The sequence below is a fragment of the Microcoleus sp. B4-C2 genome (assembly GCF_036705265.1).
Classification (GTDB): domain Bacteria; phylum Cyanobacteriota; class Cyanobacteriia; order Cyanobacteriales; family Microcoleaceae; genus Microcoleus.
In genome coordinates this window covers 25,107-52,057 of sequence record NZ_JAUBUB010000003.1, presented here as the reverse complement: position 1 = coordinate 52,057, position 26,951 = coordinate 25,107, and the positions used below count along the sequence as shown (strand labels likewise).

The window sequence follows — 26,951 nt, the reverse complement described above, 5'->3', positions numbered from 1 at the left end:
TCCACGAACTCCCTCAACTTAGCAAACCATACCTCAATTTTACCGGAATTCTCGATCGCCCGATCTACAAAGCAAACCCCAACGCCAGCAGCAGTCCGCTCGAAAAATGCAGCGTAACTGCGATAAACTTAGAGTTGCTGACCCTTGCCGGTTGGTCGTGATAGTCTGTGACATGGCGGCAAAGGTCGATCGCAAATGGCAAACTCCCAAAAATCAACAGCGTCCAAATGGGGAACATTCCCAAAGCCACAAATAGCACAGTCAAAGCATAAACGCTGCCGCACAACCACTGCAACAACTGAGCACCTTTTTTCGTACCGAGTCGAACAATTGGGGATTTTTTACCCGCCGCTAAATCGTCCTCAACTTGATGAAAGTGAGAACAAAATAAGATGATACTCGTAGTAATTCCCACGATTGCCGACGCTGCAAAATTAGTGGCAGACCAAGTTTGAGTTTGACTGTAATAAGCAGCGGCTAAGGCTAGCGGCCCGAAGGTGAAAAAGCAAATAATTTCTCCCAAACCTTGATAGCCAAGACGAAACGGAGGCCCTTGATAAGTGTAGCCGAGAGCACAGCACAAAACTACCAGCAAAATTACTGTTGGGTCTTTTTGCCACCAGCTTATGGCGCAGATTCCCGACACTCCGACTGCTAAAAACAGATTGGCCAGCCCGAAAATTAAAGCTTTATTTCCGGTTAAGTTAACTAGAGAATGTGCTTTATTTTTATCGATGCCTGTTTCCGAGTCAAATACATCATTGCTGAGATTCAGCCATGCTATAATCAAAATGGCTGACATTAAAAATGTCGAAAAAATTGACGAATTAATCGTTTGAGTTTCGGCAAAAGCAACTGCTGTTCCTACTGAAATAGGAATTACCGCAACGCTGTACATGGGCGGCTTGATTGCCGCTAGCCACAATTTACTATTTGGACGTTCAATTAACTTTGTTGTCATCACACAAACTTGATTCAATTGATAGCAGTTTAGTAATTTTACAATTTTATTGGTGAACAAAGTCTACTCTCGATCGGGTTGAGTGCGCGGCTGACATCCACACAGAGGCTGTGGCGGCACTCAAACAGCGCAAGTAGCCCGTCTGTAAACCTCTGCGGGGGGCGATCGACTTTTGGGAAATTTAGCCGATCGATCTTAAAGTTTTGTGTCTAAATGTTTCGATCAATCGCCCGACGGTCGGTTTTTTTCCCCAACAGAGCCCAAACAGCGAGGGAAACTCAAAAGGTCGTGTTTTGCGATCGCCCTCCCGTGCTTAGATCGAAATAGGGGTTTTAGCCGGACAAACCCACACTCTATCTGACAAATCTGCTATTCTCGCTTTCATGACAGTAATACCGCACCGCGCTAATCTCTTGCAAGACCGCAATCAACTGCATCAGTTTCTGTTAAATTGCCAGCAGTCTTTAACCGAGAAAGAACGCACAAAAATAGTTAGTATTTCTCAGGAAATTTATCCCCTCGATCCGCTAGCTGTACTGCAAGAGATTTCCGAACCTTGTCAACGGCACTTTTACTTTGAAAAAAGAGACCCCATTGTCGGCAAAAGTTTTGCAATTGCCGCCCTTGATTCGGCAATCCATCTCACCGTAGCAGGAACAGATCGATTTGTGGCAGCTCAAAACTTTATTCGTTCAACACTTGCCAATACAATTACCATTGGTGCGGAACGCTTGCCATTTAGCGGGCCTCACTTTTTTTGTAGCTTTGCTTTTTTTGATGAGAACATTGCTGCTAATTCTTACTTTCCGCCCGCCACCATATTTTTACCAAAATGGCAAATTACCAGACAGAAAGATAGCTGCATTCTCGTCGCAAATGCCATCATAGAAAAACATCAAAACGTTAAAAACATTGCGGAAAATATTTGGCAAACCTTTGATAAAATTGAATCTCGCAAATACCATAAACTAACTACTGCGATCGACAGTTCGATATCTTTGAAACAAATCCCCGTCAATGATGCTAATCAATTCAAAGCATCAGTCAAGTCTGCTTTAGAATTGATCGCATCTAAATATTTTAGTAAAATTGTTTTATCTCAAGCAATTAATGTGATTGCTCAAACCCCTTTCAGTTTAATAGATTCATTAAACAACTTGCGCCTCAGCTATCCAGATTGCTATGTATTTTCAACCAGTAACGGCAAAGGACAAAATTTTATCGGTGCTAGTCCAGAACGCTTAATTAGCATTCACAACAATCAGTTATTAACAGATGCTTTAGCAGGTTCAGCACCGAGGGGAAAAACTGAGGCGGGAGATGCGAAATTAGCCCAGGGATTGCTAGAAAGCGAGAAAGATATTCGCGAACATCAAGTCGTGATTGACTTTATTGTCGATCGCCTGTCTAAACTCGGCATAACTCCCAAATTTTCCCCAGTGCCCAGACTGCTGCAACTATCAAACATTCAGCATTTGTGGACACCCATCACAGCTCAAATTCCCCCTGATATTCATTTATTAAAGATTTTAGCTCAACTGCATCCAACCCCAGCGGTAGCGGGCGTGCCGAGAGATATTGCCCTCGAACAAATTCGCCGCTGCGAAAGCTGCGATCGCTCTTTGTACGCAGCACCCCTCGGCTGGATCGATCGCAGCGGCAACGGCGAATTTGCTGTGGGAATTCGATCGGCTTTAATCGACGGCGATCGGGCTATACTCTATGCTGGTGCCGGTATTGTGGCGGGTTCGGAACCGGAAAAAGAACTAGCAGAAATTCAGCTCAAATTACAACCACTTTTAAATGCTTTAGTTTAATTCAGCTAATGTGCAGAATGTAGAGTTGTCTGGCTAATTGATTGAGTCTGTGTTAATGTTTAATTTTCACCTCCTCAAAATGTTCTACTATGGGAAAAGGATCGTAAAAATGGTGAAGCATTCTTTTCCACTCTTGATATTCAGCGGAATTCCTAAATCTAATTGTATGAGCTTCTAAATTTTCCCATCTCACCAATAATAGATATTTTCCTTGAACTTCTGTGCAGCGATGAAGTTCATGAGATAAATATCCATCTATAGACGCTATCAGACTGGATGCTTCTGTAAAAGCTATCTCAAAATCACCCTCACAGCCAGATTTTACATTAAGCACAACCGCCTCAAGAATCATAAAAATGTATCCTGACAATTATTTGGGTATAATATCCTAGCACAATACAGAGTTGAGCTACTCAAATTTAGCAATGCCAATAGATTTTCGCAACACAAATACCGTCTGGGCTTCCGTATTAGCAGAAACTTTGCAGCGGTTGGGATTAACTACAGCCGTGATTTGTCCCGGTTCGCGATCGGCACCGCTAACAATAGCCTTTGCCCAGAACAAAAAAATAGAAACTATTCCCATACTCGACGAACGTTCAGCCAGCTTTTTTGCATTAGGAATCGCCAAAAAATCCGGTTTACCAACCGCACTAATTTGCACATCGGGAACCGCCGCAGCCAACTTTTATCCTGCGATCATAGAAGCCAGAGAAAGTCGAATTTCCCTGCTAATCTTCACCGCCGATCGACCTCCAGAATTGCGGGACTGTCACGCCGGACAAGCGATCGACCAAGTTAAAATATACGGCAATTATCCGAACTGGCAAGCCGAATTAGCGATACCTTCGGCGTCCAGAGGAATGCTAGACTATCTGCGGCAGACGATCGTGTATGCTTGGGAACGATCGCAATTTCCAACACCAGGCCCCGTCCACCTCAACATCCCCTTTCGCGACCCACTTATACCCATTCCAGACATTGCTGTAGAAGCTTTAGAAACACAATTCAATCCCGAAGATTTCTTTGCAGGATTAGAACCCATTTTCGCCGGAGAAAGCTCTACCCCCCCCAGCCCGCCCTTGTTAAGGGGGGGAGAAGAAAGTACCATGCAACAATGGCACAAGTGCAGCAAAGGGATTATTATTGCAGGCGTTGCACAGCCTCAATTTGCCGAAAAATACTGTAGTGCGATCGGCCAAATTTCCAAATCCTTAAACTGGCCAGTTTTAGCAGAAGGACTATCCCCAGTCAGAAACTACGCCCAACTCAACCCCCATCTCATTTCCACCTACGATTTAATCCTGCGAAACCGCGAACTAGCAGATAAATTAACCCCAGAAATCGCCATTCAAATCGGAGACTTACCCACAAGCAAAGAACTGCGAAACTGGCTAGAAAAAACCCAACCCAAACGCTACATAATCGACCCCAGCCACCACAACTTCGATCCCCTACACGGCCAAACAATTCACCTGCGAACCTCCATAGAAAATCTCGCAACTATATTAACTCAAGTCCCCCCCCTGCTTAAGGAGGAGTCCTCTCAAGTCCCCCCCCTTAGCAAGGGGGGGTTAGGGGGGGTTCTAGCCCCTGCAACCCCTGCTATTTCCCCTCAAATCCCCCCCCTAAACAAGAGCGAATCAACTCAAATCCCCCCCCTAAACAAGGACAAATCAAGTCAAGTCCCCCCCCTTAGCAAGGGGGGGTTAGGGGGGGTTCAAACCTCTCCCTCAAACGAATACCTCCAACTTTGGCGCAACACCGAAATCCAAGTCAGACAAACAATAGACCAAAAACTATCAGCAATTAACAACATAATCGAGCCTAAAGTTTCCTGGCTGCTTCCCCAATTTTTGCCACCGGGAACACCGATATTTATTGCCAACAGTATGCCCGTCAGAGATGTAGAGTTTTTCTGGAAGCCGAACAACTTAGAAATAAAACCTTTTGTCAATCGCGGCGCTAACGGTATAGACGGCACATTATCAACAGCTTTGGGAGTTGCTCACCGCAATCAAAGCAGCATCATGCTAACAGGCGATTTAACACTTTTGCACGATACAAACGGTTTTTTAATTAAAAATAAATTTGTTGGTCATCTGACAATCATATTAATTAATAACAACGGCGGGGGAATTTTTGAAATGTTGCCCGTTGCCAAATTTGACCCGCCCTTTGAAGAGTTTTTTGCCACGCCGCAGCAGATAAATTTTGCTCAGTTGTGTGCAACTTATGGCGTGGAACACGAGGTAATTGAGGATTGGGAACAGTTCAAAGAAAAATTAAATTTGCTGCCAAATAGCGGGATTCGCGTCTTAGAATTGCAAACAGACAGGCGTGCCGATGCTAAATGGCGGCAAGATCATCTAAGTAAATTTGCCAAAGGTTTGTAATTTCAGGAATGGCCACTGCGATTGGAGAAACCGGGTTTTTTGCGAGATGCTTCGTTGCAGCCCTAGAATCGGTAAAAAACCCGGTTTCTGACCACCTATGCGTCCACGACTAACTAATTTAGACTGCTGCTTGAGCTAGCAGCGGATCTAACTGTCCTTCTGCATCAAGTTTGTGAATATCATCACAACCGCCTACGTGTTGCTTATTAATGAAAATTTGGGGTACGCTGCGCCGTCCGTTAGCGCGATCGGCCATTGCTTTTCTAGCCGCTTCGTCGCCATCAATTTTGTATTCCGTGAAATTTACGCCTTTCCACCACAGCAAAGTTTTGGCGCGGATGCAGTAGGGACAGGTTTGCCAAGTATATATTTCCACATTGGCTTTGATGCGATCGGGCTTGCGGCCCAAGATGGGATTGAGAAAATCAAGCATTTTCAGTACGGGGCTAAGGGTGGAACTCATTTATAAATCATACCCAATGTATAAATTCCGCTGGTATGGGCGCATCTGCCAGAGGTGGGTTTTAAGCTGTCGGGCGATCGCCCTGTGACCCAAGTCACAACTTTACTCTACTCGGATCACTTGCTTTCACCCCTGACAATCACCTTCGCGGCCTCATTAATATCACCGATCTTTTGAGGAAACCAGAAGATGATAAATATATCGAATTCAACCGCACTGCCATGCACCCCGTACAACTCCTCCCCGGCGCTATCTCTGAAATCCTCGCTTCTGTAACCGATACAGGCGTTTTGACTCTGGCGGATCGCTACGGTTTGATGGCCGCCACCTTCGACGACTCTCTGAATGACGAAGACAGAGGCTGTGTCAACCGCTTGCTGCGGGCAGTGCTCAGAGGCCGAGTGAAAGTAGTCAACGAACTTTCAGCAGCATTCTAATCGGGATTTGAAGTTTTGTTCTGAAGGCAAGGTGAGTCAGCGGTAGATAAAAATAGTGGAAACTCAGGCAGGAGTGGAAACAGCGGTAATTTGAATTCGATATAAAGTTTTCTCCTCTAACTCAACAACGGTTTATTTGTCAAAGCAGCCTTTACAGGCTGCTTTTTTTTGATTTAATCGCGGATTTCGAGGTTGTACTGGCGGCAGAGGGCGATCAGTTTTTGTTGGAAGCGATCGCGCACACTGTCTGGAGACACAATGACGCAATCTTCGCCGTAACGGAATACCTCCCGAATCAGCCAAAAGGGATTAGAGACGCGCCGCACAACTTGTCGCACCTTGGTTTTTCCCTCTCCTAAGACTTCATCCTGAATATCCTTGTCCACTCTGCGTTCATAGGCTTTGATCAGTCCGCCCCGAAAGTGTAAGTACACTACTAGATAATCTAAGCCTTCGCACCGCCAGTGTCCACTTATAGGGACGATCGCTTTGATGTTGTCGAAGCGCAGACAGCGGTTGTGGATGAGTTCGGCAAAGTCGGGATTTTTGATGTCATCAGTCTCTTCGCACCAGATGTTGAGGTAAAAGCGTTTTTCTTCAAAAGACACCTCGGCGTATCGCACGGTGTACTCTAAGTCCTCTCCTTGGTTATTGCGGTAGAGGAGGTGAAATGGCTGTTGAGCCTTCCTGAGCTGATCCACGCGGGGACGCCATCCCTCGCTGGGTTGACTAACCAGTTGCAGAATTGATTGACGCAGGGGAGCATCAAGGTTGCCCCGATCTAACATTAATGCTGCCAGGACTTCTGCGTCTCGAAGGTGGCCTGAATCAACAAGGAGTTTAGCAGCTTGCTGTAAGGCTGCGACTTCGGTGGAGTTGAGGGTGAAGGGTTCACCAACTTCTAACTTGTGCTGGGCGATCGCGACCAATAACCCCGATACGCTGGGACTTTTGCCCCATTTGATACCGAGGCGAAGGGCGATCGCCTCTAGCTGCTCTTTGGTTCCGGCAGGAATTGACAGTGTAATTGTATCTTTTTTGCGGGACATTAAATTAAATGCACTTACATACTTGACAGGTTGGGTTTTAAATGTAAATATAATCTTAGTGCAATTACAAATCTCATAGATAACAAATGTTGCTGTGCAAATTCTAGAGCCAACAAAAAAAGCCAGAGACTAGCTCCGGCTTTCAAGCCCTAATAGGTATTTGTGTGAAAGACAAGGTTATTGTCTCGATCGCGGTACTCTTTCAATTCCTGAAAGGCATTTGTGTATCTATCTTAGCGTGAAAGCGATCGATTGGTTCAAAAAAATTACTTTATCGCTGTACTAACCCAAAACATATGGTAGAGTAAAAAGCAAGCCAGACATAAAGCCAGCTCGCCCGTGTTTAAATTACTTAACTTTTAGAATAGAGCATGGCTGGTCTGGTTGTAAACCTACGCAAATACAACCATGACAGATAATCTTCCGAATCAAATGCTTCGGCTGATGTCCGATGGGCAATGGCATAGCGCCCATGAGCTAATCGAGAGTATTAGCCATCGGTTTTCAGCAACCATGCACATTCTGCGAAAGCAAGGCTATCAGTTTGAGAAACGTCGCCTGAGCGGACAACAGCACGAATACCGACTATTGCTGAACGTCAATAATAGGATGTAATGCTATTTTGTCAGGGGGTTTGAAGGAATTTTTCTCTTTCTACCCCTCTAAAGATAGAGTGCTAGAGACAAACTATTCTGACAACAGAAAATTGGCTGTCCTAGTCGTCGAATTTGTTTACCCTACAAAAGTTAACCATGCTACAAATTTCCCCAACGCTGACTGAACTTCAGGAAATTGCTTCACAACTTCCCGAACAAATTCCTTACCTCAAAATGCTCGTTCTTTTTGGTTCTCGTGCCAGAGGTGATACTCACGCAAAAAGTGATTGGGATTTTGCCGCACTTTACGATGAAAAGCTTAGGGAAGAATCTTGCAATAATCGAGGCTTTGCATGGTTTGAAGTTCCTGGAATTTTGGGTGAAGCTTTTAGCATTAACAGCGATGAAATTGATGTCGTTGAATTGAATCGCTGTTCCCCTCTGATTGCCAATTTTATTGCTCATGATGGCAAACTTATTTATGAACAAGAATCGGGTCAGTTCGAGCAATTTGTCAAAACTCATCTAATGAACGAGCTGGAATTGCAAGAACTGGAATGTCAACTTTATCAGAGTATTGATAATTTTCTCAAAGATTGGAGGTCGGTATGAGTATTCAGAAAACAGTAGTTTTAACCCGACTCAAATTTATTGGAGAGTATCTGCTCGAATTGAGACGTTTTGAATCGATGAGTCTGGAAAATTATCTAGCTAGCTTCGATTCAAAAATAATCTCAGAAAGAATAATGGAGTTGATCGTTCAGGCAGCAGTTGATATTAACGAGCATATTCTGACTCGTGGAATGAAGGTTAACTCGGATAGTAATCGAGAATCTTTTGTTAAGCTTGGAAGCTATGGAATTATTACACCTGAAGTTAGTGAAGAATTAGTAAAATCAGCAGGTCTGCGGAACATTTTGGCTCATCGGTACTTAGAGATAGATTATGTAATGTTATTTAATTCCGTTCAAGTTGCTTTAATCTATTATCCGATTTACATCGAGCAAGTTGCTGAATACATTTCTAGAAAGAACTGAAAAATAGCCATTAAAACTCAAGCAAATAGATCATAAAAATCAACAGATGAGGGCGAATTATGTCACTAAAAAGTCTGCTTTTTGACGAAGAACCTCAAACTTTAGACCACCGCTATTTTAGGGAAGTCCGTCCTCAACTTTACCAACTGCATACCAATCACGGACAGTATGGCACTCGCCAAGGACGCACCCTTGCCGAACACCTCGATTCGGCTTGTCAGTTCGTTTTAACGGTTAGCAAAATTGCCGGAGTTCCCGATGACAAACGCGCTTGTATTCTGGCCGCGACTGCCGTTCACGATTTGAATAAGCTGGCAGACGACGGACGCAATGTTAAGACGTTGGCACGCGATCGCCCTTTTTTGCTACAACAACTCGATCGCGCCTGCGTTGCCAAATTCGCCCAAACCGAGGCCGAACTCGAACTCGTCCGCCGCTTGATAGAACGCCATTCCGGCCACAGCGCCAGCGATGGAATGCGTTTTTTGCCTGAAGACCCCAACATCAAACGTTGGGCCGCGATGTTGATTGGGGGCGACTTATTTGACTTAGGCATTGAGGAAAATAAGCGCATTCGCAAAGTTGAAACCGAGTTAACCGTTGCCTTGGGTCGTCCTAGTCAGTTATTTAATGTCACTCTTTCCGAAGACCGAGGTTATTTAACTTCGCTGTTGCTGTCAGCTTGTGAAGAGGTTTTGCACGATCGCAATTTGCATACCCTCGCGATCGATCCCAACGGTCAAATTTTTGTCGGAGAAGCCTTTCCCGACGGCGATTTAAGCCCAATCATTGCTAAAAAATGGCAAAAAAAGATCGATCGCGTCTTTAGCAGCAACGTCGAACAACTCGTGAACGCCACCAAAGACGGCATCAAAATCGACCCGCAAGCCATCCAACAAAATCCCGAAGCAACTTTAGACGAAGTAGATAAGTTACTGCTAAAAAAAGCCAGCGGTTACAAAGTCGAAAAAGTCGCCAAGGATATTGAAAAATATGGCGGAGATGCTGGAGAAAATGCCGTTATCGCAGCCGCTGCTGTCGGCTTGCATCCAGTTTCCAATGCCGATGAATTTGCTATTTCTGAAGGACTAAAAACCGCTTACCTCAGCTATCGGGCCGCCGAACTCAGCCCCAAGGAGGTTTGGGATCGAATTGCAACGCAAGTCGGATTATCCCCAGAACAGCGGGCGGCACTGGAACCCTTTAACGCGCAGTACGGACGCTGTTTGTTTGCTGCAAAATCCATCAAGGGCGATCGCGAACAGAAGCTAGAAAAGGTATTTGCAGCCTTAGAAGACTCATTTCAACTGCGCGGCAAAGCCGAAGAGGTAGACGTATCTGAAGAATTAGTAAATGCCGTTCGGCAACTGCTCAACTTTTCCACACCAGCCAATTGGCAAGGCTTTAATGAACTCACAGCCTACATTGAAGCTAACCCGCGCCAGCGCTGTTCCTTGGGGACGACATCGCTACAAATCGGCGAATTGAGTTCCCCGAAAATGCCACCGGGAACCAAAGTCCAAGCTTTTTCCAATCGTCTTCCCGGCGGCATGATTGCTGAACCCAAACGGCGGGCAGATAACTTATCGGCATTGGGTTATCAGTTGATGGCAGTTGGTGCAAATTTCCCTAATTCTGTCAAACAAGACCCGCTATATCTTCACTTTGCCCTGCCAAAAGGATCGAGTATTGAACTGAGAACAATTTGGCAAAATTTTCTGAGAAATACCGCCGCCCAGAATGAAGATGGGACAGTAACAGTTGACGAAATTAAACTTTACCGCGCAAACGAAATGGTTTTTCAATCCAACAAAATGGTTGGGTTGGCACTGCCAAAACGTCCTGAATTTATCAACTCAACGGTGACAATTCCCGTGCTGTGGGGAGAAGTTAATAACTCCGTGGCGTTGCTGAAATCGCTCAGATTGGCGTTGGAAATGAGTTTGGTATTTGACGGTTTTCCCTTTGTTTTGGGTGCAAATTTGGAAGTCGAACCAACTTGGGATTTTTTCGGAAAAGTTGAGGGAATTCCGTCATCTTTGCAGCCACTATTAGGCAGCGGCCAGTATCGGCGAAACGGTCATTTATCCGAGGAAGAACGGCGCACTGCCGTCACGGCAGAGCAAGTTTTAGAACGGCTACGCTGTATCGGAAAACTAGCTATTTCGGTGGCAAGTATTCAGAAAAAAGATGACTGTTTGTATGACTTGGCGCGGGCGGCAAATCGTCCGCTGAGTTTCTATTACGTCCTGCTGCGATGGCTGTTGCGGGAACAAGATGACCCCAATTTGGAGGCAATTTGGTCTCGGATAAAAGAACCTTTGAATACTTTACTGAGGAGTCTCATGTCAGAAGAACACGATCGCGTTTCTAGCTATCTCAAGCAAGCGGCACACATTGCACAAGTTGCAAATTTGTGTGGTCGTTCCTCTCGCCGCACTGCCCAAACTGAACCGTTTTCAGCATTTATCAAAGCTGTGCGATCGCGAAAATCTCATATGGATTGGGACACGGTATTTGCCGCCCTAGTGCAGCAATATCACAACCGTCTCGATCGCATTCGAGAACACGGAGTTGGTAGACCCAAACACGAACAAATTAAGCAGTTTTATCAAGCTTTACAACAACTATTTGAGCAGGTTTATCACTCGCGTTCTGAACGACTGCTAACTGATAGTAAAACCCTTGAAGCTGCGTACTTGTTCTTTTTTAAAGAAGCGGGTCAAGAACTTAAGCCTAAAACCGAATCGGAATCAACATCTGCAAACAACTAGGAGAATACAAAATGTCGATCGCAAAATTGCAACCATTCCTCGCACCTAGCTACGAAAACTTCCCCAAAGGCCGCACCATTGGGATTGTTGTCCTTCGTACCACGCAATCGGAAACTATTTTTCGGACAGAGGGGACGGGGGAATCCATGTGCAGCGAATATGTGCAAGCTGGCATTGAAGATACCGAATCAATTCCTCGGCTGGTGATGACAAAACGCAAACAAGTTGCACCGGAAAGGCGCAAAGGACGAGAGTTTTTGCGATCGCACAATCTTCTCTATACTGCCAAAAACGATGCAATTTGTGCTCTCAATACCAATGCGCCTTGTGAAATGTGCGTTGATTGCTTCCTCTACGGCTTCGCAGCGGGGGGAGAAGGGGCGCAAAAAAGCCGGGTGTGGACAGAGGATGCGTTTAGCGTGTTGCATTCGACGGAACTAATTGCCGATCGCACCATCAATGCTATCTTTGAAACCGGAACTATGCGCGATGAAAAGGGTAACGCTTCGACGGCCCTCAACACCAGCGAATACATCAAACCTGGGGTTCACTTCCTCGATATTCTCACCCTCAAAGATGTCACCGCTGACGAACTGCGCTACACTCTCGGCAACATTTTATTAACCAGTCGTTACGGTGCTGTTTCCAGCCGCGTCGGACGCATGGACAATCAAATTCTCGGTGTATTTGGTGGTATTGCTGAACTGCCGAGTTCTCTGGAATTAGTACAAGGGGTTTATGACAAGCTGAAAGCCCAAAATACCGCCCTAGAACATCCTTTAAAAACCGCATCTTTAGTAGATGCAACTCAGGAAATAATCGGCAGTTGGACAAATAAACGAGGCATTTCGATGCAGCTTTCCCCAGCAGAACTTGATGCGCTGGTTGCCGATGTCGATCGACATTGGTCGCTACCGGAACAAGAAACATTCCTCAAACGCTTGGATGAATCCTACGCACCTTGGCGCAAAGTGAAAACTGAAAACAAGACCAAAGGGCGAGGTAAAAAATCGGAGGAATCATAAATCTTGTCCCTGTGTCGGGGCGGGTTTACAAATATCCTCAATTTAAAGGATAGGGGTGAACTCGCCCGTACAGGATTTGCGTTTATTTAATTGTGTGAATTAATCTCTACCATGCCGCAATCAGAACTTTATCGGGCTTCTTCCGCTTCCGTAATTACCTATCAAACCGCACACTTAGTCGAACTTTGGTGCGCCGAACCCGTGTTTTTTGCCTCGCGGGAATTGTCCGATACTTACTATACCGAAGGGGCGATCGGCAATTATGCACTAGCCTATGCTTTAGGTTGGGCGCGATCGCCCTATCGTCTCACCGGACAAGACACCAGCAGACCTCGGTATATAGAAGATTTAACGCCCCTCTCCGGTAATAGCTACATCCTCCCCGCATGGCCGGCTGACGGCACTTTATCTTTCAGATTTGAGCGGTTTAACGCCCTTTCTGACTCCTATTGGTATGCCATGACCAACAACCGAGTAGCAACGGCGCGGGAAGATTTACCCCTCAGTAGAACGGGGAAAAAACCCAGTACCTATCGCCCTAGCAACTTCCCCCAAACCGGGCGATTGCGAGTAATTGAACGGGGAAATCGGTTTCAGACATTAGTATTTGGCGATCGCCAATTGCCCGAATACATTCGCGTCGGCAAATTTACCAGCAAAGTCCGCGTTGAAATCGTTAAAAAACTCGATATTATTCAACTTCCGGTTGGCGATTACCGCTGCAATACTTATCTCAGCGCCGCCGACTTACCTGCAAATATCGAACTCCTTGCTTTCGACTTAATTTCGATACCGCCCGCATCGTTATTGAAAAATCTTTCTTTTCACGGTGAAGCGCTGCAAGTCGGTGATTTCATTCTCCCAGCTAACCTTGAATTCTGTGGTGGAAATAACAATGGATAATCTGAAAATTAAACTCGAACCAGCCAGCATTTCTGCCTGTCCCCAATTGCCTAAACAACTGGAATTTATGGGACAAGCCTTGCAGCATCAAGTCGATGTTTATGAAGCGTCCGAAAATAATAATATCATTCTCGACCTCGCACCGACGGGAACGGGAAAAACCAAAGCCGGATTGAGTGTTTTGCTACACAACTCTCAGCGCAATGCTATCTATATCGCCCCCACAAATGCCTTAATTGACCAGCAAACTGAAGCCGCCGAAAAATTTGTTCGGGATGCGAGTTTACCTCATATCGTAAAAGCTGCTTCTGCTACACAAGTCAATTCCTGGCCCGACCATCGCGTTGGGAAACGTTCTGGCGAGAAAATCTATAACGTTTTGCGCGAACCGGCAACTATTTTTCCCGAATGCGGTGGCGGTAGACCAATTTTGCTAGTGACAAACCCGGATATTTTCTACTACGCTGCATTTTTTCAATACAATCCACTGGATCGCGGAAATATCGCTAGTGAATTTTACAGCAGTTTCTCGACTGTAATTTTCGATGAATTTCATCTTTACGATGCCAAACAATTAGTTAGCTTGTTTTTCTATCTCGCTTTATCGAAAGAGTTTGGCTACTTTCAGCACAAGCGAAAAATTGTTCTGTTGACGGCAACGCCAGAACCGGCTTGCGAAGAAGCCTTAAATGTCTTAGGAAAAAATGGGGTAAAAATTGCTCGAATCGATGGCAAAAGTCAAATTAGTTATCTACGTCCTTCTCAAACTGAAGTCAACCTAGAAATTCGCAAGCAGGTTGATAAAGAAACTACTATCGCAGAAATTGTGCAAGAAGTTCTGCGGCGACTCAGAGAAAATCCTGACCAAAATGGGGCAGTAATTCTTGATGCCAAAGATACCCTAGGCCGCATTTCTGATCGATTGCGCGATCGCGGATTTGCCGATTTCTGCGGGCGGATTACGGGGGATACACCGAAGGAAAAACGTGCGCTGGCTGCCCAAAAACAAGTGATTCTAGCTACCAGTACCGTCGATGTGGGCTTCAACTTTGATCGGGAGAAAGAAACACCCCGGCAAAATCTCGATTGGTTGATTTTTTCCACGCGCGATCGCTTTTCATTTTGGCAGCGCATCGGGCGTGTCGGAAGGGTTTTAGGGAGAACGCAAACCGAAATTCCTTCTGAGGCGATCGCCTATTTGCCCGATCGCGCTTGGGAACAAGGCATCGAACAACTTGACTGTAGCGGTGGACGCAAAGCCCTGACGGAAATGTTAGAAAGTCTAGACTGCATGAAGCGTCCCTTTCTCGACATTTACTGGCGTTCCGAAGCCTTTTTAGAAATTGCCAAACCCTTACTGGAACTGGAAAATTTTCTGGAAAATTTGCCGGAAGCAAGTTTAGTTATGCAGCTTTATCAAACCATGCAAATAGTGTTGGGAGGTAAACGAGACTGGAATTCTTATCGGCGGCGGATGAAGGTATTGCAAGGTGCAGAAAATGTGGCAAAGTCTACTATCAAACAAATTCAAAAGGAGTGGCAATACATTAAAGGTGGTCAAAACTGCGTCAAGAGTTTTATGCAAGCAAATTATCCTGAAGATTGGGAAGAAATTGATTCTGGAAGAAGTGCGATAGAATTAATTGAGGAAAAAATTCGCAAAAACCAAAAACTCGCCGAAGAGTTGAAAGAATACGCGACAATTCTCAAAGCCAGTTATGCACCACTTTTCAAATTTCGAGAAAGTTTGTTTGAAAATGTCAAAATTTACGACCCCCACCATTTTTTACTTGATGAAGTCGGCGAAACCAATCTCGATCCCATTCACCTGCTGAGATTTTTTGAATTTGCCTCCGATGAAAATGGGATTGTGCTTACCCATCGCGCCGCCCAAACCTACGGACTCAAATTTGCCTTGCAAGTTGCAGATTTAGAAGATTTTGCGAACAACTATCTCTGCAAACTTTATGCTTTTAAGAATTGTACGATCGAACGGATGATCGACAACTGCGTCCGTCCCACAGCGTTAATTTCCCAGCTTACACCGCCCTTAATGCCTGGTGTCATTGTCCGAGAACATCGCAAAAATCGCTGGGCAATTCTCAAACTCAGAAAACAAGGAATCGAATGCTATCCGATTACGGTCAAAGATAGCTTTACTAACGAACAAGAATATACCTTTTTTCCAAGTTTATCCGGCATTTTGGCGATCGCCTCCGCTGGCATCACCTTAAAATGTCCTGACAATCAAGAATTTTGGGTAGTTTAAATTATGCCACACAGCCTAGTCCTCAACATCCTTCCCCTGGCCCCAATTCCCCCCGGATACCTCACCGGAAGACACCTGCACGCCCTCTTCCTCACCCTCGTGAGCTCCGTTGACAAAAAACTCGGCGATCGCCTCCACGATGCCGCCGCCCAAAAATCCTTCACCCTCAGCCCTTTGCAAACTAAAAAATGCCCTTTCAAAAAACACCATTTCCTGCAATGGGAACACACAGAACCGATTCCAGAACACACCCTTTGTTGGTGGCGGATTACTCTGCTTGATGACACTTTATTTGGCAAGTTAACTCAGCTTTGGCTGAATCTCAATCCCTCAAAGCCGTGGCACCTTGGCCCCGCCGATTTGATGATTACTAAGATTCTCGGAACGCCCCAAGTAGATCAGCCTTGGGCTAATGCTTGCGATTACTCTCAATTGTACGATCGCGCTTCCGAAACTAATCGTTTAATTGCCTTCAGTTTTGCCACTCCTACTACCTTTCGACAGGGCAAATTCGATTCGGTGATTCCTACTAGAGACTGCGTTTTTAACAGTCTCCTCAGTCGCTGGAATAAGTACAGCCCGATCGCAATTCCCGATCTTTCCTTCGATGCACTTTTTTCGACCTTTGTCAATATCCGCAGTGAAAAATTGACTAACTATCAAAGCGATTTTGTCGGCATGGTTGGGGAGGTTAGTTATCGGATTTTGGGAGATGTGGAGCCCTTAGTGATTAAGCAAATTAATGCTTTGGCTGATTTTGCTGTTTACTGCGGGGTGGGGAGGAAAACTCCGATGGGGATGGGAATGACTAGGCGAATAGTTGTTAAAAAAGTTCTTGATAACTGAACGTAAAACCCATAGTCCGCCAGGGGTTGAAACCCCTGCCTAATAGCTAAAGTCCTCTGAAGAGGACTGCAAGAATGAATGATTAAATTACTGCTTCAGTCGGTTTCAACCTTTGCGCTTACTGTTACCGATAAGCTCAAAATCTCATCAATGATTAAATTACTTCCTCAGTCGGTTTCAACCGGTAAGTTCATCTTGGGGCTTAGACGCTCCCGTCAATGATTAAATTACTTCTTCAGTCGGTTTCAACCGACTTTAGCTATGAGACAGGGGTTTCAACCCCTGGCGGAATGGGGCATCACTAATTAATTCCAATTACTAATTTCCTACAAACCATCAAAATTATGAATGATTTTGATTACATTTCGATCGCAACTCTCAACCAGTATTCTTACTGTCCTCACCGCTGCTGGCGAATGTCTTGTGCTGGAGAATTCACCGATAATCAGTATACCATAGAAGGGACAAGTTTGCACGATCGCGTTCACACGATGGGCGAAATTAACCGGAATGAAACTTGGCAGGTGCGGGCGATTTGGCTGAAATCCGAGCGCTATAAACTGATTGGTAAATCGGATTTGATTGAGTCGGCTGAGGGTGAGATTTACCCCGTGGAATACAAGCGGGGACGGAAGGGGGAATGGGATAATGATGAGTTGCAAGTTTGCGCTCAAGCGCTTTGTTTAGAGGAGATGACGGGGAAAACTATTGCGACTGGATATGTGTATTACGCGCAATCGCATCAGCGGCAATTAGTGGAGATTTCTGAGCAATTGAGACAGGATGCGATCGCCACTATTGAAAAAGTCGGTGCTCTTTGGCGATCGGGAAATATCCCTTTACCAGTTTACACCGCTCGGTGTACGGGATGCAGTCTATTTCCCCAATGCCTGCCCCAAGCTGCGGCCAAAGTCAACCGCTATCAAGAAGCAAGTTAACCTGCAAATAGGAGATTTCACAATGGGAACAGTTTACATTACTCAAGAAGATGCTTTTATTGGCAAAGTCGATGAACGTCTGACGGTTAAAGCTGACAAAAAAAATCTGTTGGACGTGCCATTAATTAAGATTGATGGGGTTGTTGCATTGGGACGCGCTACAGTTTCGCCGGCTGTGGTTGTGGAACTTTTGGAACGTCACATTCCTTTAAGTTTTTTGACGCTAAACGGACGTTATTTGGGGAGGTTGGAACCGGAAATGACGAAAAATATTTTTGTGCGAAAAGCTCAGTGGCAAGCGGCTGGGGAATCGGAAAAATCCGTGCATTTAGTGAGAGGCTTTGTACGGGGAAAACTCAAGAATTACCGCAATACTTTGTTAGAATGTCAGCGCAAATATTCTCCCCAGGATTTTGAAAAACCCATTGCCCAATTGAAACAAGTCATCGCGTCTATTGAGAAAACTTCGAGTATTAATTCTCTGCGAGGATTAGAGGGGGCGGGTAGTGCGACTTATTTTGGCTGCTTCAATCAACTGATTCGCGTGCCAGATTTTAGCTTTGAAGTTCGCCGCCGCCGTCCGCCTACTGACCCGGTAAATTCTCTGTTAAGTTTGGGATATTCTCTGCTGCGGCACGATGTTCAAAGTGCGGTGAATATTGTGGGGTTCGATCCGTATTTGGGATATTTGCATTTTGAGCGCTATGGCCGTCCTTCGTTAGCGCTGGATTTGATGGAAGAATTTCGACCTTTGGTAGTTGATGCTGTAGTGTTGAAGGCGATTAATTTGCAGAAAGTTTCGCCTAATGATTTTACCGCAGAACCGTTGAGCGGGGCGGTTTCTTTAACAAAAGAAGCGCTGCACAATTTTTTGCGACTTTACGAAGAAAAGAAGCAGTCAAAGTTCAAGCATCCTGTGATGGGAAAGTTGTGTACTTATCAAGAAGCTTTTGAAATTCAAGGGCGGCTGATGGCTAAGTATTTGATGGGTGAAGTTGATAAGTATCCACCTCTGATTTTGAGATAGGGAGGCAATTAAGTTATGTTTGTTTTGGTTTGCTATGATATTTCTGAGGACAAGCGCCGCACTAAGATTCACAAGATTCTTAAGTCTTATGGGGAATGGAAGCAGTATTCGGTGTTTCATTGCGAGGTGACGGATACTCAGTATGCCCGGATGCGCCAACGTCTGAGTAAGGTGATTAAGTCGGAAGAAGACAGCATCCTGTTTCACTATTTGTGCGCTTGCTGTCAGGGCAAGATCGAGCGGATTGGCGGCCGGGCACCGATCGATACTACGATCTTTATGGTTTGATTTTGCGTCTGGCTGTAGGTGTTAAACTGAGGGGGTAAATTTTAATGGCTGAAAGCTTTACTAGGACTGGGTTTGCAGTGGTTTGTACCTCATGGGGGTCAGACGCAAATGCTGAAAGCTTTACTGGGAGAGAGTTTGAGGTCTATTTGATTTTTGCCCCCTTGACAGGACGATCGCTGAAACGGTATATTGATTGCAGTCAGACGCAACTGAACCTTGAAAACCTTATATTTCAAGCCTCCCAGACCCCGGCGGCCGAAAACAACCTAAAACCCTACCAGGGATTGAAACCACTACCTCTATGTTTGTGTTTGTTCCTGTTGAGCCGAAAACAACCTAAAACCCTACCAGGGATTGAAACAGGGATGTAGTGATTGTGAATTACGGGCGGGACGATCGGGCCGAAAACAACCTAAAACCCTACCAGGGATTGAAACTTGAATTTATTCCTGACTCGGTGCTTGCTACTGAAGGCCGAAAACAACCTAAAACCCTACCAGGGATTGAAACCGAGCAGCCCAAGGAGCCAGGCCGGCAGCAAAAGCCGAAAACAACCTAAAACCCTACCAGGGATTGAAACATATTAAATAGCCAGCTCTATCTTTAGGGCTATATTGCCGAAAACAACCTAAAACCCTACCAGGGATTGAAACAAGCTCTTAGATGAGCATCGCAGAAAAAAATAGCCGAAAACAACCTAAAACCCTACCAGGGATTGAAACACATCTGATCGCAGTGATAGCAGATAGTGATAGCAAGGCCGAAAACAACCTAAAACCCTACCAGGGATTGAAACTCCGTCATTCACTACGATAATTTCCAAATCAGCCGAAAACAACCTAAAACCCTACCAGGGATTGAAACTGGGTGTCGGCTCGCCAGTTGAATCTGTGTAATCATGGCCGAAAACAACCTAAAACCCTACCAGGGATTGAAACTGCAACAAAGTGGAGTGACAGCCGGGAGAGACCGGCCGAAAACAACCTAAAACCCTACCAGGGATTGAAACAGAAAAAGCTGAGTTAGAAACTAATAATTTACTTGCCGAAAACAACCTAAAACCCTACCAGGGATTGAAACTCTTACCTTTTAACCGAAGTAGAAGGTAAGCCAAGCCGAAAACAACCTAAAACCCTACCAGGGATTGAAACTTGTCAGTTTGAGGAGGAATTTGTCGCCAATAGAATGCCGAAAACAACCTAAAACCCTACCAGGGATTGAAACTCGAGAATCGCTTTACTAAAATTGCCACTGGCCGATGCCGAAAACAACCTAAAACCCTACCAGGGATTGAAACTCTTTAGAAGAAATTCCTTTCTCTAAAAAGTTCTCGCCGAAAACAACCTAAAACCCTACCAGGGATTGAAACAAAAGCTGGGATTTTCCACTGCCAGCTTGGCCCTTGCCGAAAACAACCTAAAACCCTACCAGGGATTGAAACAAAAAATCATAATGGGAATCACCGCTTACATAGGGCCGAAAACAACCTAAAACCCTACCAGGGATTGAAACCAAAGCACGAATTAGACCCTGATTGTTATTCTTTCTTGCCGAAAACAACCTAAAACCCTACCAGGGATTGAAACCTTTGTGAGATGGAGGACGAATATTTTCAAAATGGCCGAAAACAACCTAAAACCCTACCAGGGATTGAAACGAAGAAGCGCATCAACACGAAGTTTCAAATCAGCATAGCCGAAAACAACCTAAAACCCTACCAGGGATTGAAACAAGGCTTGGCGTTTGGCTAGTAGGAAATAATAATGCCGAAAACAACCTAAAACCCTACCAGGGATTGAAACTAATTTTTATTATTCATTAGCTAATAATAGTAATGCCGAAAACAACCTAAAACCCTACCAGGGATTGAAACGTGATACAAATGGCTGAAAGGTATACAGGGCAAGCCGAAAACAACCTAAAACCCTACCAGGGATTGAAACAACAGGCACCGCAAAATCAAAACTTTTACCAAAAAAGCCGAAAACAACCTAAAACCCTACCAGGGATTGAAACTTTTTTATGACTGATGAATGCCTTGATAAAGCCGAAAACAACCTAAAACCCTACCAGGGATTGAAACGGGTAAATTTTCAATACATCTGCGGGGAGGAAATGCCGAAAACAACCTAAAACCCTACCAGGGATTGAAACACAATTGCATCAATTTGATGTACAAAGCACATGCCGAAAACAACCTAAAACCCTACCAGGGATTGAAACTGAAGGTAAAGCCTTCACTGATGAGACTTCATCTGGCCGAAAACAACCTAAAACCCTACCAGGGATTGAAACAAAATCGATACCCGCGTAATCTAGCGCGAGTCTCTAGCCGAAAACAACCTAAAACCCTACCAGGGATTGAAACTATTAGCTAAGATTCCAGACGTTGATTTTGATGCGCCGAAAACAACCTAAAACCCTACCAGGGATTGAAACTTATCAAGCTGATAAATACAAGAGACTTCAAGTAGCAAAAGCCGAAAACAACCTAAAACCCTACCAGGGATTGAAACGCATCGGAAGTATAAGCAAACCAATATTCTTTACCAGCCGAAAACAACCTAAAACCCTACCAGGGATTGAAACATGGTAACTGGAAATCAGAAGCAGCAATTAAAACCGCCGAAAACAACCTAAAACCCTACCAGGGATTGAAACTCAGAACGTGTTACGGAAGGGGCACTTCAAAAAGCCGAAAACAACCTAAAACCCTACCAGGGATTGAAACATGTATTCATTTTTTAGTTAATTTCTAGATGGGTTTTGCCGAAAACAACCTAAAACCCTACCAGGGATTGAAACTTCACCATCAGGGCAAAGCAAGATTTGAGGATCGCCGAAAACAACCTAAAACCCTACCAGGGATTGAAACTCGGAATATTTTGCTCACTTTTGCCAAACTTACTCAGCCGAAAACAACCTAAAACCCTACCAGGGATTGAAACCTGCACCGGGTGCGGAAAAGAATTAAGTTGATAAAGCCGAAAACAACCTAAAACCCTACCAGGGATTGAAACCCTACCAGCCCCTACCAGCCGGACTATTGGGACAGCCGAAAACAACCTAAAACCCTACCAGGGATTGAAACGATCACATTGCCACGCTAGAAGGAAAAATTGCTAGCCGAAAACAACCTAAAACCCTACCAGGGATTGAAACGATCAAAAGTACAAATACCTGTGCTTTTACCACAAAGCCGAAAACAACCTAAAACCCTACCAGGGATTGAAACCCTCAAACTTTCCGGTGATGTCGCCATTGTCAGGCCGAAAACAACCTAAAACCCTACCAGGGATTGAAACCTAAATCTTTTGCGACTCGACTTGTGTTTTGCATCTGGCCGAAAACAACCTAAAACCCTACCAGGGATTGAAACAAGCATCGCTTGTTTATCAAGAATTGGGTGAGTTTGGCCGAAAACAACCTAAAACCCTACCAGGGATTGAAACAGGATTTGATATATCAATTGGCATTTTAGACTCGCCGAAAACAACCTAAAACCCTACCAGGGATTGAAACTTTCCCGGTCGTGGTTGCGATTGTGGGGGATTATTAGAATTGCCAGGCCGAAAACAACCTAAAACCCTACCAGGGATTGAAACCCCAGGCGCAGGCTGGCAATGAATTACTGATTTCGCCGAAAACAACCTAAAACCCTACCAGGGATTGAAACTGCGAGTGCCAGCCACACAGATAATCGAAATCTGCCGAAAACAACCTAAAACCCTACCAGGGATTGAAACGAGATGTTCGGCTTAATCATCAGTCACACCCGGCCGAAAACAACCTAAAACCCTACCAGGGATTGAAACATTACTGCACGGCAACAGGGAAGTGAAATAGAAGGCCGAAAACAACCTAAAACCCTACCAGGGATTGAAACTCTACTTTTTCCTCTATTTGTTGAGCGATAGACCGCCGAAAACAACCTAAAACCCTACCAGGGATTGAAACTTTTTGCTATGAATGTAGAGATTCAGGATTTAAGCCGAAAACAACCTAAAACCCTACCAGGGATTGAAACTTATAAGTTCAAGATTGTATTTGTGCATAGCAAGCCGAAAACAACCTAAAACCCTACCAGGGATTGAAACAGGTATCCCTAATAGAAGTCTGAGATACCTAACGCCGAAAACAACCTAAAACCCTACCAGGGATTGAAACCAGCCGGATTAGATATGGTGTTACCACCTTGTGCGCCGAAAACAACCTAAAACCCTACCAGGGATTGAAACGTCGCTGATACAGCGGCACCCGGCTATAAATGCTTTAAAATTGCCGAAAACAACCTAAAACCCTACCAGGGATTGAAACGCTATCATTGATTGCAAAAAGTGATATCACAAGTGATGCCGAAAACAACCTAAAACCCTACCAGGGATTGAAACAAGCTCCTTGATGAGCATCGCAGAAAAAGATAAGCCGAAAACAACCTAAAACCCTACCAGGGATTGAAACAGTAGTCGATGATGAAAGTCGAATAAAAAACCCGTGCCGAAAACAACCTAAAACCCTACCAGGGATTGAAACGCCATAATTTAGGTGCTAATTCACCGCTGCCAGTTTTGCCGAAAACAACCTAAAACCCTACCAGGGATTGAAACTTGCTCATTTGGATCGACTGAATTACTACGTGGCTCGGCCGAAAACAACCTAAAACCCTACCAGGGATTGAAACTTTGACAACTTGAACCATTCTTCAAACTCGTCATTGCCGAAAACAACCTAAAACCCTACCAGGGATTGAAACATAAACTAAGTTCATCGCCTTCTCCATGATTATGTGCCGAAAACAACCTAAAACCCTACCAGGGATTGAAACTTGACTACGCCTAAGCCAGAGGGAGGGGAGGAAGCCGAAAACAACCTAAAACCCTACCAGGGATTGAAACGCGGAATTATGGATGGACTAGATACCAGTTGGCAGGGCCGAAAACAACCTAAAACCCTACCAGGGATTGAAACTTTTTCCGATTACCCTCATTTAAAATGATGGAAGCCGAAAACAACCTAAAACCCTACCAGGGATTGAAACAAAAAATTGCAAGATGGCAACTCGTATCAAATAGATGCCGAAAACAACCTAAAACCCTACCAGGGATTGAAACTTGTTCGAGTAAAAATTGCGATGGCATGATATTGCCGAAAACAACCTAAAACCCTACCAGGGATTGAAACCCGCAATCACCCCAATACGGTACACAACGAGAATCGCCGAAAACAACCTAAAACCCTACCAGGGATTGAAACAATGCTGCTGTAAAATTATCTTCTGTAAAATACGCCGAAAACAACCTAAAACCCTACCAGGGATTGAAACCAGACCCACACGCCGGATTCAACTCTTGGCGTGAGCCGAAAACAACCTAAAACCCTACCAGGGATTGAAACCTGGACAATGATGCGCTATTTGGCATCACCCATGCTGAGCCGAAAACAACCTAAAACCCTACCAGGGATTGAAACCGATCGTCGGTAAAGCAATCTCAGCTTTGGGAGCAATTAGCCGAAAACAACCTAAAACCCTACCAGGGATTGAAACTTGACCACGGGTCGAAGAGTGCAACAGAGAGCAGCCGAAAACAACCTAAAACCCTACCAGGGATTGAAACGTTACTTTCAAATTTACTTTTCGGTATATATTAAGCCGAAAACAACCTAAAACCCTACCAGGGATTGAAACGGGCCCTGATACTGAATTAAGCGGCGTGTTCGCTCGCCGAAAACAACCTAAAACCCTACCAGGGATTGAAACGTGTAAGGCATAGCCACAGTAAAATATGAATTCGCCGAAAACAACCTAAAACCCTACCAGGGATTGAAACTCGTTGATAAAGATTGAATAATTGTGTCCAGGTAATGCCGAAAACAACCTAAAACCCTACCAGGGATTGAAACGATGACGGTACGAAAATTTGGGTACGTGGCGGAGCCGAAAACAACCTAAAACCCTATCAGGGATTGAAACATTGCCAGAAGCATTCAACTCCGAACCCCCCCAGCCGAAAACAACCTAAAACCCTATCAGGGATTGAAACATAGCGATTCTTATGTATTGACCACAAATTGCTTGAAAGAGTGCCGAAAACAACCTAAAACCCTATCAGGGATTGAAACCTCGCAGCTATCCATCTCCTTACTCATCTCCTTAACCTTAAACAAATTTACCTCCAGCACTCACAGCACAGGTGGTGCTCATGGATAATCTCACATTTGATAAAAGTGGTCGGATTCAGGAATTGATTCAAACAGCACGGTGTAGACTATTATATTTACCGCCATACTCTCCAGAGTTTAACAAAATTGAACAAAAAAGAGTCTTGGCTAAAAAATCAAATTCGTAAACAGCTTGATGAGTTTGATTGCTTACATTTTCGCGACCCTTGGATGTCTTGCGCCTGGGAGCATAACACCAGCGGTTGCTAAATGTGATTTCCCAGATTCTTCAGTTGACAAAACCTCAAAATTATGACCAATCAAACAACTTCTCCACTTTTACTCAGTCCCTTCAAAATCGGAGATTTACCCTTAAAAAACCGAGTAGTCATGGCACCCCTGACGAGAGCCAGAGCCGGTGAAGCGCGGATGCCCAACGCCTTGATGGCCAAGTATTACACTCAGCGAGCCTCCGCTGGTTTAATCATTACAGAAGCCACAGTGGTTTCTACTCAAGCTAATGGTTGGCTCAATACCCCCGGTATTTATTCAGACGAGCAAGGCGAAGCTTGGAAACAAATTGTGACTGCGGTTCATGCCCACCAAACGCCGATTTTCATGCAGCTTTGGCACTGCGGGCGGGCTTCCCACAGCAGTTTTCATCAAAACAATCAATTGCCAGTTGCAGCCTCTGCCATCAAAATAAACGGAGAAGGCATTCATACCCCTCTAGGCAAACAACCCTACGAAACTCCCCGTGCTCTAGAAACCGATGAAATCTCCCTGGTTGTAGAAGATTATCGCAAGGCGGCGGAACGAGCTAAGATGGCAGGTTTTGACGGTGTAGAAATTCACGCGGCAAACGGCTATCTCATTGACACATTCCTGCAAACCAAAACCAATCACCGCACTGATTCCTATGGCGGCACAGTAGAAAACCGTTACCGTTTTCTTAAGGAAATTGTAGAGGCAATTATCACAGTATTTTCCGCCAACCGAGTGGGAGTTAGGCTGTCTCCCAACGGTAATTTCAATGACATGGGTTCTCCCACTTATCGAGAAGATTTTCTGTATTTCGCGGAGCAGTTAAATGCCTATGATTTAGCTTACCTTCACTTGGTAGATGGTCTGGCTTTTGGCTTTCATGAATTGGGAACGCCGATGATGATAGGAGAGTTTCGCGATGTGTTTACAGGGCCGCTCATTGGCAACTGCGGATATACTCAAGAACAGGCTGAAACTGCCCTGAGCAGCAAACTTGCGGATTTAATTGCTTTTGGTCGGAATTTTATCAGCAATCCTGACTTGGTAGAGCGTTTTACTAATGCTTGGCCGCTCAATCCGCCTGCTGAAATGGGCGTCTGGTATTCTTTTGGGCCTGAAGGTTATATCGATTTCCCTACCTATCAGGAATCTCAAGCTATTTCTTAGTTGAGTTTTTAGGGGCGGGTTTATCAATAAATACCGAGTATGTGCATCATAGATACAGCATATTCCATGTATATGCGGTACACACAACCTTGTCGTAAGTAAGGTGCGTCGCCACCAGTCAATCTGCAAGTTTCATTAAACATGAGCAGCGACGCACCCTACATAACAATGTACCAACAATAGAGCTTTATAGTGTACTTCACGAACCTGGAATATGCTGTAATTGTCAACCCGCCCCTAATATCATGTCCGGTCAATTAACCATGATTCCTGTAGGGGCCCGTGAGCCAAGATATTGAATAGAAACGGGAAAATCTGTAAACCCGCCCCGGTCTTTAATCGCGATCAATCGATTGGACATGATATAAAAGATGTATGGTTGATTTATCCAAATAAGAGTCGAAGTTGGACTCATATTTAATTTTCATCGCCCGTTGAAAACGAGTATTTATTATTTGTAAAAACACTTCTTATGGCTCCTGCCTCCCGTCTCCTGCCTCCTGCCCCCTGCCTCGCAGTCTCGGGCCTCCAATTT

General features: G+C 44.8%; 20 protein-coding genes and 1 CRISPR repeat array. Of the genes, 16 read left to right on the top strand and 4 right to left on the bottom strand.

Annotated features, from left to right (window positions below; all coding sequences use genetic code 11):
* Nucleotides 1–64: 64 nt before the first annotated feature.
* Nucleotides 65–961, bottom strand: coding sequence for a 2-carboxy-1,4-naphthoquinone phytyltransferase (gene menA, locus QUB20_RS01995; protein WP_333242881.1), 897 nt, complete (start codon nucleotides 959–961; stop codon nucleotides 65–67).
* 383 nt (nucleotides 962–1,344) lie between these two features.
* Between menA and QUB20_RS01990 the strand changes: the two genes are divergently transcribed.
* Nucleotides 1,345–2,778: an isochorismate synthase gene (locus QUB20_RS01990; protein WP_333242884.1), complete on the top strand. Its 1,434-nt coding sequence runs from the start codon at nucleotides 1,345–1,347 to the stop codon at nucleotides 2,776–2,778.
* A gap of 52 nt (nucleotides 2,779–2,830) precedes the next feature.
* Here QUB20_RS01990 and QUB20_RS01985 read toward each other — a convergent pair whose 3' ends face one another.
* Nucleotides 2,831–3,130, bottom strand: a complete 300-nt coding sequence (locus QUB20_RS01985) for an antibiotic biosynthesis monooxygenase (RefSeq protein ID WP_333242888.1) — start codon at nucleotides 3,128–3,130, stop codon at nucleotides 2,831–2,833.
* A 73-nt stretch (nucleotides 3,131–3,203) separates the two neighbouring features.
* Here QUB20_RS01985 and menD point away from each other — a divergent pair, with 73 nt between their 5' ends.
* A complete protein-coding gene (gene menD / locus QUB20_RS01980) occupies nucleotides 3,204–5,174 on the top strand; it encodes a 2-succinyl-5-enolpyruvyl-6-hydroxy-3-cyclohexene-1-carboxylic-acid synthase (protein WP_333242891.1) in 1,971 nt (656 codons plus the stop codon).
* A 118-nt stretch (nucleotides 5,175–5,292) separates the two neighbouring features.
* Here menD and grxC read toward each other — a convergent pair whose 3' ends face one another.
* Nucleotides 5,293–5,607 carry a glutaredoxin 3 gene (gene grxC / locus QUB20_RS01975; RefSeq protein ID WP_333242967.1) on the bottom strand — a complete coding sequence of 105 codons (315 nt, stop codon included), beginning with the start codon at nucleotides 5,605–5,607 and terminating at the stop codon, nucleotides 5,293–5,295.
* A gap of 251 nt (nucleotides 5,608–5,858) precedes the next feature.
* On the opposite strand from grxC, the gene QUB20_RS01970 reads away from it, so the two are divergent.
* Nucleotides 5,859–6,074: a hypothetical protein gene (locus QUB20_RS01970; protein WP_190731630.1), complete on the top strand. Its 216-nt coding sequence runs from the start codon at nucleotides 5,859–5,861 to the stop codon at nucleotides 6,072–6,074.
* 173 nt (nucleotides 6,075–6,247) lie between these two features.
* Here the strand turns inward: QUB20_RS01970 and QUB20_RS01965 are convergent, their stop codons facing one another.
* Nucleotides 6,248–7,123, bottom strand: coding sequence for a WYL domain-containing protein (locus tag QUB20_RS01965; protein ID WP_333242894.1), 876 nt, complete (start codon nucleotides 7,121–7,123; stop codon nucleotides 6,248–6,250).
* A 408-nt stretch (nucleotides 7,124–7,531) separates the two neighbouring features.
* Here QUB20_RS01965 and QUB20_RS01960 point away from each other — a divergent pair, with 408 nt between their 5' ends.
* The 13 genes from QUB20_RS01960 to QUB20_RS01900 all read left to right on the top strand — a co-directional run bounded on the left by QUB20_RS01960 (nucleotide 7,532) and on the right by QUB20_RS01900 (nucleotide 26,416).
* On the top strand, nucleotides 7,532–7,738 hold the full coding sequence (locus QUB20_RS01960) for a hypothetical protein (protein ID WP_333242896.1): 207 nt from the start codon (nucleotides 7,532–7,534) through the stop codon (nucleotides 7,736–7,738).
* 137 nt (nucleotides 7,739–7,875) lie between these two features.
* Nucleotides 7,876–8,331: a type VII toxin-antitoxin system MntA family adenylyltransferase antitoxin gene (gene mntA, locus QUB20_RS01955; RefSeq protein ID WP_333242899.1), complete on the top strand. Its 456-nt coding sequence runs from the start codon at nucleotides 7,876–7,878 to the stop codon at nucleotides 8,329–8,331.
* Nucleotides 8,328–8,756 carry a type VII toxin-antitoxin system HepT family RNase toxin gene (gene hepT, locus QUB20_RS01950; RefSeq protein WP_333242901.1) on the top strand — a complete coding sequence of 143 codons (429 nt, stop codon included), beginning with the start codon at nucleotides 8,328–8,330 and terminating at the stop codon, nucleotides 8,754–8,756. Before mntA ends, hepT begins: the two co-directional genes overlap by 4 nt.
* Nucleotides 8,757–8,815: 59 nt before the next feature.
* Entirely contained in the window at nucleotides 8,816–11,530 is a 2,715-nt protein-coding gene (locus QUB20_RS01945; RefSeq protein ID WP_333242904.1) for a CRISPR-associated protein Csc3, read from the top strand.
* An 11-nt stretch (nucleotides 11,531–11,541) separates the two neighbouring features.
* Nucleotides 11,542–12,555, top strand: coding sequence for a type I-D CRISPR-associated protein Cas7/Csc2 (cas7d, locus tag QUB20_RS01940; protein ID WP_333242907.1), 1,014 nt, complete (start codon nucleotides 11,542–11,544; stop codon nucleotides 12,553–12,555).
* Between the two features lie 111 nt (nucleotides 12,556–12,666).
* Nucleotides 12,667–13,458 (top strand): type I-D CRISPR-associated protein Cas5/Csc1, encoded by a 792-nt coding sequence (gene cas5d / locus QUB20_RS01935; RefSeq protein WP_333242910.1) that lies wholly within the window; start codon nucleotides 12,667–12,669, stop codon nucleotides 13,456–13,458.
* Nucleotides 13,451–15,727, top strand: a complete 2,277-nt coding sequence (cas3, locus tag QUB20_RS01930) for a type I-D CRISPR-associated helicase Cas3' (RefSeq protein ID WP_333242913.1) — start codon at nucleotides 13,451–13,453, stop codon at nucleotides 15,725–15,727. Before cas5d ends, cas3 begins: the two co-directional genes overlap by 8 nt.
* A gap of 3 nt (nucleotides 15,728–15,730) precedes the next feature.
* Nucleotides 15,731–16,573: a CRISPR-associated endoribonuclease Cas6 gene (cas6, locus tag QUB20_RS01925; RefSeq protein ID WP_333242916.1), complete on the top strand. Its 843-nt coding sequence runs from the start codon at nucleotides 15,731–15,733 to the stop codon at nucleotides 16,571–16,573.
* Nucleotides 16,574–16,917: 344 nt separating this feature from the next.
* Nucleotides 16,918–17,511, top strand: a complete 594-nt coding sequence (cas4, locus tag QUB20_RS01920; protein ID WP_333242919.1) for a CRISPR-associated protein Cas4 — start codon at nucleotides 16,918–16,920, stop codon at nucleotides 17,509–17,511.
* Between the two features lie 22 nt (nucleotides 17,512–17,533).
* Complete coding sequence (gene cas1d, locus QUB20_RS01915; RefSeq protein ID WP_333242922.1) at nucleotides 17,534–18,538, top strand: type I-D CRISPR-associated endonuclease Cas1d; 1,005 nt, start codon at nucleotides 17,534–17,536, stop codon at nucleotides 18,536–18,538.
* Nucleotides 18,539–18,553: 15 nt separating this feature from the next.
* Complete coding sequence (gene cas2 / locus QUB20_RS01910; protein WP_333211524.1) at nucleotides 18,554–18,826, top strand: CRISPR-associated endonuclease Cas2; 273 nt, start codon at nucleotides 18,554–18,556, stop codon at nucleotides 18,824–18,826.
* 254 nt (nucleotides 18,827–19,080) lie between these two features.
* A CRISPR array of direct repeats spans nucleotides 19,081–24,946; the repeat unit is 37 nt; unit sequence GCCGAAAACAACCTAAAACCCTACCAGGGATTGAAAC.
* A gap of 71 nt (nucleotides 24,947–25,017) precedes the next feature.
* Nucleotides 25,018–25,173 carry a transposase gene (locus QUB20_RS28595; protein WP_445299369.1) on the top strand — a complete coding sequence of 52 codons (156 nt, stop codon included), beginning with the start codon at nucleotides 25,018–25,020 and terminating at the stop codon, nucleotides 25,171–25,173.
* A 124-nt stretch (nucleotides 25,174–25,297) separates the two neighbouring features.
* Nucleotides 25,298–26,416: an alkene reductase gene (locus QUB20_RS01900; protein ID WP_333242927.1), complete on the top strand. Its 1,119-nt coding sequence runs from the start codon at nucleotides 25,298–25,300 to the stop codon at nucleotides 26,414–26,416.
* Nucleotides 26,417–26,951 lie beyond the last annotated feature (535 nt).

Coding starts and splice junctions, on each gene's coding strand:
- menA (WP_333242881.1), bottom strand. CDS start 961: ATGACAACAAAGTTAATTGAACGTCCAAATAGTAAATTGTGGCTAGCG.
- QUB20_RS01990 (WP_333242884.1), top strand. CDS start 1,345: ATGACAGTAATACCGCACCGCGCTAATCTCTTGCAAGACCGCAATCAA.
- QUB20_RS01985 (WP_333242888.1), bottom strand. CDS start 3,130: ATGATTCTTGAGGCGGTTGTGCTTAATGTAAAATCTGGCTGTGAGGGT.
- menD (WP_333242891.1), top strand. CDS start 3,204: ATGCCAATAGATTTTCGCAACACAAATACCGTCTGGGCTTCCGTATTA.
- grxC (WP_333242967.1), bottom strand. CDS start 5,607: ATGCTTGATTTTCTCAATCCCATCTTGGGCCGCAAGCCCGATCGCATC.
- QUB20_RS01970 (WP_190731630.1), top strand. CDS start 5,859: ATGCACCCCGTACAACTCCTCCCCGGCGCTATCTCTGAAATCCTCGCT.
- QUB20_RS01965 (WP_333242894.1), bottom strand. CDS start 7,123: ATGTCCCGCAAAAAAGATACAATTACACTGTCAATTCCTGCCGGAACC.
- QUB20_RS01960 (WP_333242896.1), top strand. CDS start 7,532: ATGACAGATAATCTTCCGAATCAAATGCTTCGGCTGATGTCCGATGGG.
- mntA (WP_333242899.1), top strand. CDS start 7,876: ATGCTACAAATTTCCCCAACGCTGACTGAACTTCAGGAAATTGCTTCA.
- hepT (WP_333242901.1), top strand. CDS start 8,328: ATGAGTATTCAGAAAACAGTAGTTTTAACCCGACTCAAATTTATTGGA.
- QUB20_RS01945 (WP_333242904.1), top strand. CDS start 8,816: ATGTCACTAAAAAGTCTGCTTTTTGACGAAGAACCTCAAACTTTAGAC.
- cas7d (WP_333242907.1), top strand. CDS start 11,542: ATGTCGATCGCAAAATTGCAACCATTCCTCGCACCTAGCTACGAAAAC.
- cas5d (WP_333242910.1), top strand. CDS start 12,667: ATGCCGCAATCAGAACTTTATCGGGCTTCTTCCGCTTCCGTAATTACC.
- cas3 (WP_333242913.1), top strand. CDS start 13,451: ATGGATAATCTGAAAATTAAACTCGAACCAGCCAGCATTTCTGCCTGT.
- cas6 (WP_333242916.1), top strand. CDS start 15,731: ATGCCACACAGCCTAGTCCTCAACATCCTTCCCCTGGCCCCAATTCCC.
- cas4 (WP_333242919.1), top strand. CDS start 16,918: ATGAATGATTTTGATTACATTTCGATCGCAACTCTCAACCAGTATTCT.
- cas1d (WP_333242922.1), top strand. CDS start 17,534: ATGGGAACAGTTTACATTACTCAAGAAGATGCTTTTATTGGCAAAGTC.
- cas2 (WP_333211524.1), top strand. CDS start 18,554: ATGTTTGTTTTGGTTTGCTATGATATTTCTGAGGACAAGCGCCGCACT.
- QUB20_RS01900 (WP_333242927.1), top strand. CDS start 25,298: ATGACCAATCAAACAACTTCTCCACTTTTACTCAGTCCCTTCAAAATC.